We start from the raw sequence: 15,145 nt of genomic DNA on the forward strand, positions 1-15,145 counted from the left end.
TTAACATCATTGCTTAAGGCAAAAGCATCAACCGCAGCCGGTATGGAAGCTTCGGAGTATAAACAAGCGCTTCCCGCCTTTCACCGTCAATTAATGCTAAGTCGTAACGGACGTTATAATTAGAATCTGTCCCATTAGACAAGGGTAATGCGGTAATAACCGTAACATTCTCATATTGTTGGTTATAATCAAACTCACAGCAATACTGACCGCAGGAGAAGATCAATGCCAGCATCGGCAGATCCGGAGCGTCATTCTCAGCCGACCCCCGCAGCCAAAACCGAGGATAAACCCTCGCCGCAGCCCCGAACCGTTCTGAACCGGGCCAAAAGTTGGATGCAACGTATTCAGGCTATCCCCAGCGTGGCGCATATGATCCGCGCCGGCGAACGCTTCAATGACCGAATGGGGAATCAGTTTGGCGCGGCGATCACCTATTTTTCCTTTCTATCGCTGATACCGATATTAATGGTGTCGTTTGCCGCCGTGGGTTTCGTGCTGGCCTCAAATCCAGACCTGCTTACTGAGTTGATTAACCGGATCGTCAACAGCATCAGCGATCCCAACCTGGCGAACACGCTGAAAAATACGGTGAATACCGCCATCCAGCAACGTACCACCGTCGGGATTACCGGGTTGCTCATCGCGCTTTATTCCGGCGTCAGTTGGATGGGGAATTTACGCGAGGCCATCCGCGCCCAGTCGCGCGATGTCTGGGAGCGCAACCCAAAAGATGAGGAGAAAATTTACTTTCAGTATACCCGCGATTTTCTGTCGCTGACCGGGTTGATGCTGGCGCTGGTGGTGACGCTGTTCCTGACTTCCGTCGCCGGAACGGCGCAGGATATGATTGTTCGCGCGCTGGGCCTGGAAGGAATCGAATGGCTGCGCCCGGCCATGACCCTGATCGCGCTGTCGATTTCAATTTTCGCCAACTATTTGTTATTTTTATGGATATTCTTTGTCTTACCGCGGCACAAACCCAAACGCAAGGCGTTGTTCCGGGGTACGTTAATTGCCGCAATCGGTTTTGAAGCGATTAAATTCGCCATGACCGTCGCCCTGCCCAAACTGGCAAGTTCGCCCTCCGGCGCCGCCTTCGGTTCGGTTATCGGGCTAATGGCATTTTTCTATTTTTTCGCCCGGCTCACGCTATTTTGCGCGGCCTGGATTGCCACCGCCAACTATAAAGGCGATATTTCGGCAGACCGTAATGCACCGCAAAACGACGCGCAGGAAAAAGATCCATCGACATAATTCATACCCAAACAGGAGAGTGTATGCCGTACGTAAATATTAAAATCACCCGTGATGGCGCCACGGCGGAGCAAAAGAAAACCCTGATCGCCGGCGTAACGCGGCTTCTTGCCGAGACGTTGGGGAAAAACCCGGCCACCACGATGGTGGTCATTGATGAAGTAGATACCGATAACTGGGGAATTGGCGGGGAAAGCGTCACCGATCGCCGCCGTAAATAGCCCGCCCCGCGCCCGCATCATCACCGGCAAAACGGATCGGAAAACAGGGGTTTTCCGATCTGCGTCATGAAAAAATAAAACATTGTTTTAATGCTATTGACTCAATGTCTCGTTATGTTGAGACTGAGGGTAATTTCCGCATTTACCGTCTTTTTCTTCTCATACAGGCCAACAGTGATGACAACTAACCACATTGCCATAATCGGCGAATGCATGATCGAACTGTCGCAAAAAGGCACGGATCTTAACCGTGGATTTGGCGGCGATACGCTGAATACAGCCGTGTACATAGCACGTCAGGTCAGGCCGGACGTGTTAGGCGTGCACTACGTCACCGCGCTCGGCACCGATAGCTTCAGTGAAGAGATGGTTGCCGCCTGGCAGGAAGAAGGGGTAAAAACCGATCTGATCCAGCGTCTGGATAACAAATTGCCCGGTTTATATTTCATCGAAACCGACGACAGCGGTGAACGCACTTTCTACTACTGGCGCAACGACGCCGCCGCCCGCTACTGGCTGGACAGCGCCGACGCGGAAAAGATCTGCAAACAGTTGGCGCATTTTGATTACCTTTATCTGAGCGGCATCAGCCTGGCGATTCTTAATGCCGAAAGCCGCCAGCGCCTGTTGGCCTTATTGCGCGCCTGCCGCGCCAATGGCGGCAAAGTTATTTTTGATAACAACTATCGCCCACGCCTGTGGCAAAGCAGAGAAGAAACGCAGAAAGCCTATGCCGATATGCTGTCCTGCACCGATATCGCCTTCCTGACGCTGGATGATGAAGACATGCTGTGGGGAGCCAAACCGGTTGCCGAGGTGCTTAAACGGACACATGGTTTAGGCGTGACGGAGATTGTGATTAAGCGCGGGGCCGACGCCTGCCTGGTGTCGCAACAGGGACAAGAATGCATTGATGTGCCGGCCGTGACGCTGCCAAAAGAGAAAGTGGTCGATACCACCGCGGCAGGCGACTCTTTCAGCGCCGGTTATCTGGCCGTGCGCCTGAATGGCGGCGGCGCGCGGGAAGCGGCGCAGCGCGGCCACCTGACCGCCAGCACCGTTATCCAGTACCGCGGTGCGATTATCCCACAGGAGGCCATGCCGGCTTAAGCGGTGACGGGCCGCTTGCACGGCCTTGTGTTTTTTCATTACGGCGCGACGGGCGGATCCGTTTCATCCTGTGTTTTAGGATCTTCCGCGGCGGGGGCGGCCGCATCGGCAACCGGCGTCATAATCCGGCTATAGGCGGCCTGAAGCTCTTTCATATTGGCTTCCGGCTCTCCCTGCGGCTGTATCAGCATCAGCGTCGCTTCCTGCGAAAGCTGGTGATGCAACGCCTCATTCAGCACATCCAGCGTCAACGCAGACAGAGAAGCCTGCCGCAGTTTCTGGTACTGCTCCGGCGCAATATCCACCACGCCGTTCTGCTGCGATCGTAAACGCTGATCCATCAACACGTCCGTACCGGTGCGGGCATAGGTGGCAAACAGTTTGCTCAGTTCATCCGTTTTGTGAGCGATAAGCCCATCAAACTCCTGCTGCGTCAGCCCGCTATCCCTTAACGACGCTAACTCCTGAGCCAGAAACGTCAGGTCCGCCATCACGCCGCTACTATCGGGAACATCCATATGCATCGCGCACTGCGCGCGGGTATAAAACACGTTACAGTCGAAACGGAGGTTATTGCCTTTTTGATGATTTTTTTGCAATGCCTGCTGCACGTGCCAGAACAGGGCTTCCCGCGCCAAATCGCTTCGCCAGTAACGGGCTAATGCCTCAGCGTCCCGAATCGGGTGCCACGGGGAATCCCATATCAGGGACAACGTATTCTGCTGAACGTTTTGATTCATCAGGCTGATAGCCTGAAGCGGCAAGGGGCTTAACGTCGGCACCGGCGCGGGAGCTTCGCGTTTGCCTTGCAGAGATGAGAACGCTTTACCGATTTGCTCAACCATGCCGCGGTGATCGACATGCCCGACGATATAGAGCGTCATGGCATCCGGCGTGTACCAGGTTTTATAAAATTGCGTTAACTGCTCGTGATTTAACGGCGGTTTGACCGCCTGACCGGGATCGTGAGCCAAGAGCGCGGAGCCTTTCAACCGATAACGCCAGCCGGGATCCTGTGGATTAAGCGGGAATGTCGCCACCTGGTCGGGCATATTCAATGCCGCATTAATGCTTTGCTCGCTGATAGCCAGTCGTCCGGCGGTTTCCGACAGCCAGTTTAACGCTTCTTTCAGCAGCTCCGGTCGGTTATTCGGCAAACTCAGATTGTAAGACGTGAAATCATAGGAGGTGATCACCGGCGGCAAAGGACGCTTGCCGTCATTATGCTCTGTCCACATGGACGGCAGTTGCGCCGCCGAAAGCGTCTCGCCAGGCACAAACGCCAAACGAGGAAGAAAATGCGCGAACCCGATTTGCTGCGCGTTTTCCACCAGCGAACCGGTATTCACCATCAGGCGTAGCTCAACCCTGTCGCCCGGGCGCTGCGGCGTCGTCAGTAATTGCCAGGTAAAACCATTATCAAGTTTACCCTGCTGCCAGGCAGGATCGGGTTGTAGCGCTTCAGCCTGCACGTTGCTGCCGACAACCGTCAGCAACATTCCACCAACTAAAAGGCCTATTTTGGTGCCCTGCATGTGAACCCCTACTTAAATAACTATCCAACATAATGTGGTCATTGTTGATAATAATAGTGGCCTTGCATTTGCCACCGAACACTCTCGTGGATGCATCACGGAAAATGGGAAAGGCGGAAGTGTACCATCCCCTTTGACCACACGCTTTTATCTATGTCACTTCACGTGGTGAAATAAAATTCAAAAAAGGGAAAATATTGAGGTATAACAGATTGGCGGCGGGATCTTGCTCGTCACTTTTCATCGTTAGGTAAGGACGATGTTCGGGGAATTCTGCAAGTCGCCACGCGCTTTCTCCGCTTGTGCTTGCGCGTCATCCGCGATGTGGCCGAACAATGCCGGCAGACATACACAGTCCGACATTTTCCGACGATAATTTACACTTTCTCCTTAATTTTCCCACGATTCGCTGAACCTTACCGGATAAAGTAAATTACGGCTGGCGCGCTCTGCGGCAGTGATTATCACGTACAGACCACCGCTGAGGAGCGTCATTCGATGGCGAATTTTTTTATTGATCGCCCCATTTTTGCCTGGGTGTTGGCAATTATACTCAGCTTGTGCGGTATGCTGGCGATCGTTTCACTGCCCGTCGAGCAATACCCCGACCTCGCGCCGCCCAGCGTGCGTATTAATGCCAACTATCCCGGCGCGTCCGCCCAAACCATTGAGAATACCGTGACTCAGGTTATCGAGCAGAGTATGACCGGGCTTGATAATTTGATGTATATGGCTTCGGACAGCAGCAATACCGGACAGGCAAGGATAACGCTCAGTTTTGAAGCGGGAACCAACCCGAATGAAGCCCGTCAGCAGGTGCAGAATCAGTTGCAGTCCGCCCTGCGAAAGCTCCCGCAGGCCGTGCAACAGCAAGGGGTGACGGTCAGTAAGACCGGCGACGCCAATATTCTGATGATCGCCTTTGTTTCCACCGATGACAGCATGGATAGACAGGATATTTCGGACTATGTCGCCAGCAATATTCAGGATCCGATCAGCCGCATCAACGGCGTGGGCGAGGTAGACGCCTATGGCTCGCAGTATGCGATGCGTATCTGGCTCGATCCCCTGAAGCTCGCCGATTACGCGCTCACCACTGAAGATGTGGTGTCCGCCATCGAGGCGCAGAACAGCCAGGTTTCGGTCGGCCAGGTGGGCGGTACGCCGTCGGTGGATAATCAGACGCTGAATGCCGCCATCAACGGTCAGTCATTGCTGCAAACCCCGCAGCAGTTTCGTGACATTACCCTGCGCGTGAACCAGGGCGGCTCGGCGGTGACGCTCGGCGATGTCGCCGAAGTGGAGCTTGGCGCGGAAAGATATGACTTCCTCAGCCGATATAACGGTCAGGCGGCCTCCGGTCTGGGGATAAAGCTGGCTTCCGGCGCCAATGAACTGGAAACGGATAAACTGGTGCGCGCCCGTATTGAGGAGCTATCGCACTATTTTCCGCGCGGGCTGGAAGCCAAAGTCGCTTATGAAACGTCGCCTTTTGTTAAGGCTTCCATTATCGATGTGGTGAAAACCCTGTTTGAAGCGGTACTGCTGGTTTTCCTGGTGATGTACCTGTTTTTACAGAATTTCCGCGCCACGCTTATCCCCACTATCGCCGTGCCGGTCGTGCTGCTGGGCACCTTTGCGGTGCTGTATGCCTGCGGATTCAGCCTCAATACCCTGACCATGTTCGCGATGGTGCTGGCGATCGGTCTGCTGGTGGACGATGCCATTGTGGTGGTGGAAAACGTCGAGCGCGTCATGAGCGAGGAAGGACTTTCTCCACGCGAGGCGACGCGCAAGTCGATGCAGCAGGTTCAGGGCGCATTGGTGGGGATCGCGCTGGTGCTGTCGGCGGTTTTTGTCCCGATGGCTTTCTTCGGCGGCACCACCGGCGCCATCTACCGCCAATTCTCCATTACCATCGTTTCATCCATGATCCTGTCGGTGCTGGTGGCGATGATCCTCACCCCGGCCCTGTGCGCCACCCTACTTAAGCCCCTGACCAAAGGACAGCATCACGGCCGCAAGGGATTTTTCGGCTGGTTTAACCGCCATTTCAACCGCGGCGCGGCGCGCTATGAGCAGGGCGTCGCCAAGATCCTGGTGAGAAGCGGCCGCTGGATGCTGCTTTATCTTGCCGTCATCGGCATCATGGCGTTGCTGTTTATCCGGCTGCCCACGTCATTTCTGCCCCAGGAGGATCGGGGCGTGTTCATGACGCAGGTTCAACTGCCGCCCGGCTCGACACAGCAGCAGACGTTAAAAGTGGTGCAGAAAATTGAGCAGTATTACCTCACCAAAGAGAAAGAGAATGTCGTATCGGTATTCTCCACCGTGGGCGCCGGGCCGGGCGGGAACGGGCAGAACGTCGCGCGTCTGTTTGTGCGGTTGAAAGACTGGGATGCGCGCACGAGTGGAGAAAATAGCGCCTTTGCCATTATCGAACGCGCCACCCGCGCTTTTCATGCCATTAACGAAGCGCGGGTGATTGCCAACAACCCGCCGTCCATTAGCGGTCTGGGCAATGCGGCCGGCTTTACCATGCAATTACAGGATCACGCCGGGCTGGGCCACGATGAACTGATGCAGGCCCGCAACCAACTATTGTCCATGGCCGGCGATAGCCCGGATCTGACCCGGGTGCGGCATAACGGTCTGGATGATAACGCACAGTTGAAGATCGATACCGACCAACGCAAGGCGCAATCGCTGGGCCTGTCTATCGACGACATCAACAGCGTATTGCAAACCGGCTGGGGCTCTACCTATGTCAACGATTTCATCGATCGCGGACGGGTGAAAAAAGTCTATGTTCAGGCCGCCGCAAAATATCGCATGCTACCGGACGACATCAGCAAATGGTACGTCCGCAACAGCAATGGCGGAATGGTGCCGTTTACCGCCTTTGCGCAAACCTCATGGGAGAGCAGCTCGCCGCGTCTGGAACGGTACAATGGCTATTCCGCGCTGGAAATCGTCGGGGAGGCCGCACCGGGCGTCAGCACCGGGACGGCCATGGAGATCATGGAAGCGCTGGTGGAGAAACTCCCGGACGGCATTGGCTTGGAATGGACGGGAATGTCCTATCAGGAAAAACTGACGGGCGCGCAGGCGCCGGCGCTGTACGTCATTTCGCTGCTGGTGGTGTTCCTGTGTCTGGCGGCGCTGTATGAAAGCTGGACCGTTCCCTTTTCGGTCATGCTGGTGGTTCCGCTCGGCGTGCTGGGCGCATTGATCGCCACCTGGGGACGAGGATTGGAGAACGATGTTTATTTCCAGGTAGGGCTGCTGACCGTCATCGGCCTGGCGGCGAAGAACGCCATCCTGATTGTCGAGTTCGCCAATGAGTTGAATCAGCGCGGGCGGGATCTGGTTGAAGCGACGCTGGAGGCGTCACGTCAGCGGCTGCGGCCGATACTGATGACCTCGCTGGCGTTTATTTTCGGCGTACTCCCGATGGCGACCAGCAACGGCGCGGGTTCCGCCAGCCAGCATGCCGTAGGCACCGGCGTCATTGGCGGCATGATTTCCGCGACGATCCTCGCCATCTTTTTCGTACCGTTGTTCTTTGTGGTGGTGCGCAGGCGTTTTCCGCTGCAAGAGAAAGCGCAATAAGTATTCAGCGACGCTAATGGCTTAACGATCATCCCCACCGCACAACCGTGCCGTGGGGAAAGATCAAAACGCGAGGGAAAAGCGCGGATTATGACTGCGCCGTCGGCTCGGCGGTTTTGTCGCCTTTGCTGCCGGTATCGCCCTTGTTGCCGGAAAGTACCGCGTCCATCTGCTGCGCATCCAGCTCATGGCAATACTTGGCGACGACGATGGTGGCCACGCCATTGCCAATCAGGTTGGTCAGCGCGCGGGCTTCCGACATAAAGCGGTCAATGCCCAGAATCAACGCCAGACCCGCCACCGGCAGATGGCCTACCGCCGAGAGCGTGGCGGCCAGCACGATAAATCCGCTGCCGGTAACGCCCGCCGCCCCCTTGGAAGAGAGCAGCAAAACCACCAGCAAGGTAATCTGATGCCAGATATCCATATGGCTGTTGGTTGCCTGCGCAATAAAGACGGCGGCCATCGTCAGATAAATAGAGGTGCCATCCAGGTTGAATGAATAGCCGGTAGGAATAACCAGCCCGACAACCGATTTCTTACACCCGACCTTCTCCATCTTCTCCAACATCCGTGGCAGCACCGATTCGGAAGAAGACGTACCCAGCACAATCAACAGTTCCTCTTTGATATAACGGATAAACTTGAAGATGCTGAAGCCGGTGGCTTTGGCGATACTGCCCAGCACCAGGAACACGAACAGCAGACAGGTTATATAGAAGCAGGCGATCAACTGGCCCAGCTGCACCAGTGTCCCTAGCCCATATTTGCCGATGGTGAACGCCATGGCGCCGAATGCGCCTAAAGGAGCCAGACGCATGATCATATTGATAATGCCGAAAATCACTCTGGAGAAACTTTCGATCACATCAAAGATCATTTTGCCTTTTTCGCCCAGCCGATGCAGCGCAAAACCAAACATCACCGCGAACAGCAGCACCTGCAAGATATTGCCGCTGGCGAAGGCGCCTACCGCACTGGAAGGGATCACATCCATCAGGAACGGAATCAACCCCTGCTGCGATGCCTGCTGGGTATAAACGGCGACGGCGGAGGCATCCAGAGAGGCGGGATCGATATTCATGCCGGCGCCCGGCTTTACTACGTTGACCACGATCAGCCCGATGATCAAGGCAATCGTACTGACAACTTCAAAATACAGCAGAGCGGTCGCGCCGGTTTTACCCACTGACTTCATGCTTTCCATGCCGGCAATGCCGGTCACCACAGTACAAAAGATGACCGGGGCAATGATCATTTTAATTAATTTAACAAATCCATCGCCCAGAGGTTTCATCTGCGTGCCAAGTTCCGGATAGAAATGGCCCAGCAGTATCCCTACCGTAATGGCAGTAAGCACCTGAAAATAAAGACTTTTAAAAATAGAAGTTTTCATACGTACGTCCTATGGTGGGGAGACACAGGCGGACAATATACGAATAGGGAATACCACCTGTGATTGCGCCGGAAAATAACACCGCACTAATAGTCTGGAAATGTTTTATAACTTTAGTTTGTGAACATGAGGTTAAAAATATGAGCGGAATCGCTTCAGTAAAAGTAAACATTAAACAATAGTGCAATTTATTTGTAACAAGCAGAAAGAATCCCGGCTTAACGTCGAAGAAAAATCCGCGGCGACCAGTCATAAAGGTAGGTTAAAAGAGCAAATAACGGAGGGTGAAAATAACCATCAGGCGACGAATAAGGGATTATTCATCAAAAACATGAATGCCATTCTTCCTTTCATGGCGGGCGCGTTGCATCGCCAAACGCGCTTGCGAAAGGAAAAGCGCCGCATGCGTTGTCTGTTTGCCGGGGGATGCGTCAACGTGCAGAATACCGACGCAGGCCGTAAGCGGAGAGGCGTTATCGTTTAGTGATATGAACGGCGCATTTATTTGCATAATGACATTGCGCGCCCAGGCTTGCGCCTGCTCCACGCTCGCCAACGGTTTTCCCAGCACCGCGAACTCATCGTTGTCCAGACGGGCCAATAAAACGCGTCTTTCCTCCGGCGGTTCATTAACCGCCGCTTTTAGCTGATTAATCAACGTAGCGGAGATCTGGCTGCCGTTATCGGCCGATAGCGGCGCCAGACCGATCACCATCAGGCTAAACGGCGTGTTTTCCGCCAGCCACCGCTCCAGATGCATTATAAAATCGGCTTTATCGGGGAAGTCATACTGCATGGCGCCGGAAAAAAGCGACTGTTTCAGCAACTGTTGATTGCGGTTATAACTGCGAACCAGTACGCCAAGCTCATCGTCCTGATGCCATTCCGGCAGCGTCAGCTGATGATGCGGGATCGCTTCTGCGGGTAAATTCTGTAGTTCGGTGATAATGGCGCGTAATGGATGTACCATCAGTCGGTTCATACACCAGGTAATGGCGATGGATAAAACAAGCGCCAATAACAGGTAAGTCGCCAGCATGATCGAGAACGTACTGACGATAAACTGGAACATGCGATAAGAGTCGGCCTGCAAAACCAAATGCGCCAATGGCGTCGAATTTTGCGTCTGCGGCGGGGAATACAATGGCACGGAGATCTGTATCGGCAGTTTGAAGAAACCGGCGATCCAGTTCGGCACCGGGCGTTCCGTCGGGAAACTGGCATGCAGCGTCTGAAATTCATCGGGCAACAGCACATCCGCCCGACTGAGAAAGCCGACAGGCAGTAAACTGTTCAGAATATCTTCAGCCCGTTGCACTTCGCCTTGCAGCACCGCCTCCGTCAGCGGCTGGCGCACGGAATAAGCGATGACCTCCAGTTGCCTGGCATAATCCTCACGACGCTGATTCACGAAGTGAAAAAGCTGTATCACGATAAACAGACTGATGGTAACCAGCGCCACAGCGGACACGGCTGTCATCTGCTTAATCGTTAATGAACGTCTGAGCCGCAAACACCTTCTCCGTCAATTCTATATTGCTGCTGTAGTTGTCTAAAAAAACCAAACCTGCCATAAGGCGAAACCCCGCCAGTATAAGACAGCTTGCCGGAGCTCCCGTGCTGTTTTCGTCCTGTCGCCACAGGATTTCGTCTTAATCCTAAGCTATCCGCCCGTATCGGTTTGCCCCCGTGATAACGCGTCTCAGAATAGGGGATATCGCCCGCACAAGCCAGAAAATGGGCTCAGGTTTACGTTTGATATCAACGGGCAGGAAAATGATGGGGAATGAGAATAGCGTTAATACATAAGAATTGAGTTGTCGGCGTTAATCACCATGAAAATAAGGTCTTTATCTTTATTTCACGGCATTTTTTTATCCTCTTCTTGCAAAAGTTTCGTCAAAAAATAAAAGATCTATTATTCGCAACCATCGCGATGCCATTGTCGCTTTTTTGATTTTTTCATCGAATAGGGCATTAAACATTCCGATGATATCAATCCTGGCTACGTCCCTTTCAAGGTTAAATAAATACTCTATCGCTCAGCAATAATTACCCCGGATAACACGTTATGGTTCCTGCGCCGGCAGGAACCATGCATCCATAAGTCATCGGCTGCTCGTCAGTCGGCGCGCCAGCAGCGAACGTCCACATGTTGTACCGTGGGCGACATCGGTTGCGGCCGCTCGCAGCCTGCGGCGGCCTGCGGGCAGCGCTCGCGGAAAAAACAGCCCCGCGGCAACACGCGGTTGCCCGGCAATTCGCCCTTACGATCCTCTATCTCTCCATCCAGCGACCGATCCACGCGCGGCACGGAATCCAACAACAGCCGGGTATAAGGATGTTTCGGCGCGGTCAGCACCTGTTGAGCGCCGCCCAGCTCGACGATTTGCCCAAGATACATCACCGCGACACGGTCGCTCATATGGCGCACCACCGACACGTTGTGTGAAATCAGCACATAGGTCAGTTGGCGCTGCCGTTGCAGTTTCACCAGCAAATTGAGAATTTGCGCCTGCACGGAAATATCCAGCGCCGACGTGGGTTCATCGAGCACAATAATATCGGGCTGCGAAGAGAGCGCACGGGCGATTGAGATACGCTGGCGCTGGCCCCCGGAAAAAGCATGGGGCAGCCGATCCAGATATTCCGGGCGAATACCGACCAGTTCCGCCAGCTCCGCCGCTAACGCACGACGCTCACGTTCACCGTTGTGCTTCTGCAACCAGACCGGCTCGGTAATAATACGCCAGACGGGTAAACGCGGATCCAGTGACGACAGCGGATCCTGAAACACCATTTGCATCCCGCTGCCAAGCCATGAGGTCGGGCTGCGGGCGCGAAAACACTCGCCCGCGGCGGGGGGCAACATACCCATCAATAACTGGGCCAGCGTGCTCTTGCCGCAGCCGGACTCACCGACGATACCCAGGGTTTCCCCGCGGACAATTTGCAAATCCAGGCCATTTAACGCATGAACCTGTTCGGTGACTTTTCCACGCCAGTTTTTCCGGGCGGGGAAATTGACATGCACATCCCGTAGTTCAAGCAAAATATCAGACATGTTCCGCCTCCCGTTGCGGATGCCAGCAGGCGGCGCGTTGTTCGCCGGCGCCGCAGGATGTTAATACCGGCTGTTGCCGACAGCGCGCGTCGGCGGCAAAGCAGCGTTCGCGGAAAGCGCAGCCCGCCGGCAGCGACGCCAGATTGGGCACGGTGCCCGGAATGGCGGGCAACACCGCGCGAGGCGGCGCGTCTTCCGGCGCGCAGCGCAACAAACCGATGGAATAAGGATGGACGGGGCGGGCAATCACATCCCGCGTGGCGCCGCTTTCGATCACCGCGCCGGCGTACATCACATACAGACGATCGCAAAGCTGAGACACCACCGCCATATCGTGGCTGATAAACAATACCGCCGTACCGCGGGCGCGCGCCTTCTGCTGTAGCAGACGCAACACCTGCCGCTGTACGGTCACATCCAGCGCCGTCGTCGGCTCATCGGCAATAATCAGCGCCGGATCGCAGGAGAAAGCCAGCGCGATAATCACCCGCTGACGCATGCCGCCGGACAATTCAAACGGATAGCGCTCCATCACCCGCGCCGCATCGGAAATCTGCATTTCATTGAGCAACGCGATGGCTTTCTGCACCGCCGCCCGGCGGGAAATCGGCTGGTGCTGGCGGATCACATCGGTCATCTGCTGCCCGATACGCCGCGTGGGATTCAGCGCCGTCATCGGCTCCTGAAAGATCATCGCCACTTGCGCGCCGCGCAGCCGCCGCATCTGTTTCTCGCTGGCATTCAGCACATCCTGACCGAGCACGGTAAGACCGCCGCCGTTGATGCGATAGCTGCCGGCCGGCAACAGGCGCATAGCCAGCATGGCGGTCACCGACTTGCCCGAACCGGATTCGCCGACCACGCCGACAATTTCGCCACGTTTGACATACAGCGAGACCTGATTGAGCGCGCGAACCTCGCCGTTATATACCGGGAAACTCAGTTGTAGATTATCGATATTCAGAACGTCATCGTGCATCAGTTGCGTCCTCCGCTTTTCGGATCGAGCAGGTCGCGCAGGCCATCGCCGAACAGATTAAATCCGACGGCGGTAATCAAGATCGCCATCCCGGGGAAGGTGCAATACCACCACTGATCGAGCACATAGTTACGGCCGTTTGCCACCATCGCCCCCCACTCCGCCGTCGGCTGTTGCGCGCCGAGGCCGATAAACCCCAGCGTGGCGGCCATCAATATGGCGGTGCCGATATCCAGCGACGCCTGCACAATCAGCGGCGGCAGCGCGTTACGCAGCACGTGCCAGCTAATCAGATGCCAGCGCGTGGCGCCGAAAATTCTTGCCGCCTGTACATAGGCCAACTGCCGCACCACCAGCGTCTGGCCGCGCGCCAGACGGACATAAAAGGGAATGCGCACAATGGCGATAGCCAGCATGGCGTTAAACAGACTCGGCCCCAGCGCGGCCGCCAGCGCCATGGTCAACACCAGCGAGGGGATCGACAGCATGATATCCATGATGCGCATAATCAACGCATCGGCCCAACCGCCCACTACGCCGGAAAAACAGCCCAACAGAGAGCCAATAATGCCGGAAAACAGCACCACCGCCAGACCGGCGGCCACCGATTGCTGGCTGCCGACCAGCACGCGGCTAAAAAGATCGCGCCCCACCTCATCCGTGCCAAACCAGTGTTGCGCCGAGGGCGGCTGCAAACGGGCGGCCAGATCGATGGCATTGGGATCCTGCGGCGTCAACCAGGGCGAAAAGATCATCAACAGCAGCATGATCAGCATAATGACGCCGCCGATCAGCGTCAGCGGGCTGCTCTTCAGCATCCAGGCGCGTTTGCCCCAGCGTTGTCGCCGTTCGCTTTGGCGCGGCGCCGCGGCCTCGTTGCTTAACATCATCATTCAGTCCCTCCACGCCCGATGCGGGGGTCGATCCATAAATAGAGCAGATCCACCACCAGATTGACCACCACATACGCCAGCGAAACCACCACCGCAAAGCCCATCACCGCCGGGAAATCCAGCGCCTGAATCGACGAGACCACATAAGCGCCCATGCCGGGCCAGGAGAAAACGGTTTCCGTCAGCACCGCGCCATACAGCAGATCGCCCAACGCCAGCCCCAATACGGTAATCGACGGGATCAGCGCATTGGGCAACGCATAGCCCAGGATGACGCGCCAGGCCGGTAAACCACTGGCGCGCGCGGTGCGAATATAATCTTCACTGAGTTGCTCAAGCATGGCGGAGCGAATTTGACGCGCCACGATGCCCAGGTGCACAAACGCCAGCGTTATCGCGGGCAAAATCAAATGTTGCAGACTATTCCAGAAAGCCTCCCCGTTGCCGGCCAGCAGCGAGTCGATGGTATAAAAACCGGTGACCCGCGTCGGCGGATCGATCCAGTCATCGAGACGGCCGCCGCCGGGCAGCCAGTTAAGGTGCCCGTAAAACAGGACAATCACGCCTAATCCCAGCCAGAACGCCGGGGTTGAGATACCGGTTATCGCCAATAAGCGCACCAGGTGATCGAGCCAGCGATCGCGATACACCGCGGACAGCACGCCAAGCGGCACGCCCAGCATCAGCGCCAGCAGCAGAGCGAAAAAGGCCAGTTCCAGCGTGGCGGGAAAGAAAGTGCGCAAATCTTCCAGCACCGGACGGCCGGTGCGAATGGACGTTCCCAGATCGCCATGCAGTAAGTCGCTAACGTAACGGGAAAACTGAACGTACAGCGGTTGATCCAGGCCCAGCTGTCGGCGAATATGCTCGACCATGGCGTCGCTGGCGCGATCGCCGGCCAGCAACCGCGCCGGATCGCCGGGGATCAGGTGGGAAATAATAAAGGTGATGACGCAAACCCCCGCCACCACGAGTATTAGACCCCAACAGCGCTGCCGTAAAACACTCCAGAAGGTCATGTTAAAGCCCCCAGTCAAAGAATAGGGCCAGCGGCCTGACCCCGAAATAAAAGCGGTGC

The 15,145-nt window shown here is 55.7% G+C and carries 12 protein-coding genes; 4 read left to right on the plus strand and 8 right to left on the minus strand.

Annotation, left to right across the window (positions count from 1 at the left end; translation table 11 throughout):
• Positions 1-13: 13 nt before the first annotated feature.
• On the minus strand, positions 14-235 hold the full coding sequence (locus tag HOY33_RS20495) for a hypothetical protein (protein WP_199377783.1): 222 nt from the start codon (positions 233-235) through the stop codon (positions 14-16).
• On the opposite strand from HOY33_RS20495, the gene yhjD reads away from it, so the two are divergent.
• The 3 genes from yhjD to HOY33_RS12275 all read left to right on the plus strand — a co-directional run bounded on the left by yhjD (position 226) and on the right by HOY33_RS12275 (position 2,588).
• Complete coding sequence (gene yhjD / locus HOY33_RS12265; protein ID WP_172290502.1) at positions 226-1,257, plus strand: inner membrane protein YhjD; 1,032 nt, start codon at positions 226-228, stop codon at positions 1,255-1,257. The genes HOY33_RS20495 and yhjD overlap by 10 nt on opposite strands.
• Before the next feature lie 23 nt (positions 1,258-1,280).
• A complete protein-coding gene (locus HOY33_RS12270; RefSeq protein ID WP_172290503.1) occupies positions 1,281-1,478 on the plus strand; it encodes a 2-hydroxymuconate tautomerase family protein in 198 nt (65 codons plus the stop codon).
• Between the two features lie 177 nt (positions 1,479-1,655).
• Positions 1,656-2,588, plus strand: a complete 933-nt coding sequence (locus HOY33_RS12275; RefSeq protein ID WP_172290504.1) for a sugar kinase — start codon at positions 1,656-1,658, stop codon at positions 2,586-2,588.
• 38 nt (positions 2,589-2,626) lie between these two features.
• Here the strand turns inward: HOY33_RS12275 and HOY33_RS12280 are convergent, their stop codons facing one another.
• The gene (locus HOY33_RS12280) at positions 2,627-4,123 is read right to left on the minus strand and encodes a pitrilysin family protein (protein WP_172290505.1); all 1,497 of its coding nucleotides are present in this window, start codon (positions 4,121-4,123) and stop codon (positions 2,627-2,629) included.
• 498 nt (positions 4,124-4,621) lie between these two features.
• Here HOY33_RS12280 and acrD point away from each other — a divergent pair, with 498 nt between their 5' ends.
• Positions 4,622-7,735, plus strand: a complete 3,114-nt coding sequence (gene acrD / locus HOY33_RS12285) for a multidrug efflux RND transporter permease AcrD (protein WP_172290506.1) — start codon at positions 4,622-4,624, stop codon at positions 7,733-7,735.
• 88 nt (positions 7,736-7,823) lie between these two features.
• Here the strand turns inward: acrD and HOY33_RS12290 are convergent, their stop codons facing one another.
• The 6 genes from HOY33_RS12290 to HOY33_RS12315 all read right to left on the minus strand — a co-directional run bounded on the left by HOY33_RS12290 (position 7,824) and on the right by HOY33_RS12315 (position 15,086).
• On the minus strand, positions 7,824-9,131 hold the full coding sequence (locus HOY33_RS12290) for a dicarboxylate/amino acid:cation symporter (RefSeq protein ID WP_172290507.1): 1,308 nt from the start codon (positions 9,129-9,131) through the stop codon (positions 7,824-7,826).
• Positions 9,132-9,447: 316 nt separating this feature from the next.
• A complete protein-coding gene (locus HOY33_RS12295; protein ID WP_172290508.1) occupies positions 9,448-10,611 on the minus strand; it encodes a diguanylate cyclase in 1,164 nt (387 codons plus the stop codon).
• 642 nt (positions 10,612-11,253) lie between these two features.
• On the minus strand, positions 11,254-12,195 hold the full coding sequence (locus tag HOY33_RS12300) for an ABC transporter ATP-binding protein (protein ID WP_172290509.1): 942 nt from the start codon (positions 12,193-12,195) through the stop codon (positions 11,254-11,256).
• Entirely contained in the window at positions 12,188-13,174 is a 987-nt protein-coding gene (locus tag HOY33_RS12305) for an ABC transporter ATP-binding protein (protein WP_172290510.1), read from the minus strand. Before HOY33_RS12305 ends, HOY33_RS12300 begins: the two co-directional genes overlap by 8 nt.
• Positions 13,174-14,061, minus strand: a complete 888-nt coding sequence (ddpC, locus tag HOY33_RS12310; protein WP_370541638.1) for a D,D-dipeptide ABC transporter permease — start codon at positions 14,059-14,061, stop codon at positions 13,174-13,176. Before ddpC ends, HOY33_RS12305 begins: the two co-directional genes overlap by 1 nt.
• A 2-nt stretch (positions 14,062-14,063) precedes the next feature.
• Positions 14,064-15,086 (minus strand): ABC transporter permease, encoded by a 1,023-nt coding sequence (locus HOY33_RS12315; RefSeq protein ID WP_172290511.1) that lies wholly within the window; start codon positions 15,084-15,086, stop codon positions 14,064-14,066.
• Between the last annotated feature and the right edge of the window lie 59 nt (positions 15,087-15,145).

Origin of the sequence: Brenneria sp. hezel4-2-4, from assembly GCF_013155275.1 — a bacterium.
Lineage (GTDB): Bacteria > Pseudomonadota > Gammaproteobacteria > Enterobacterales > Enterobacteriaceae > Brenneria.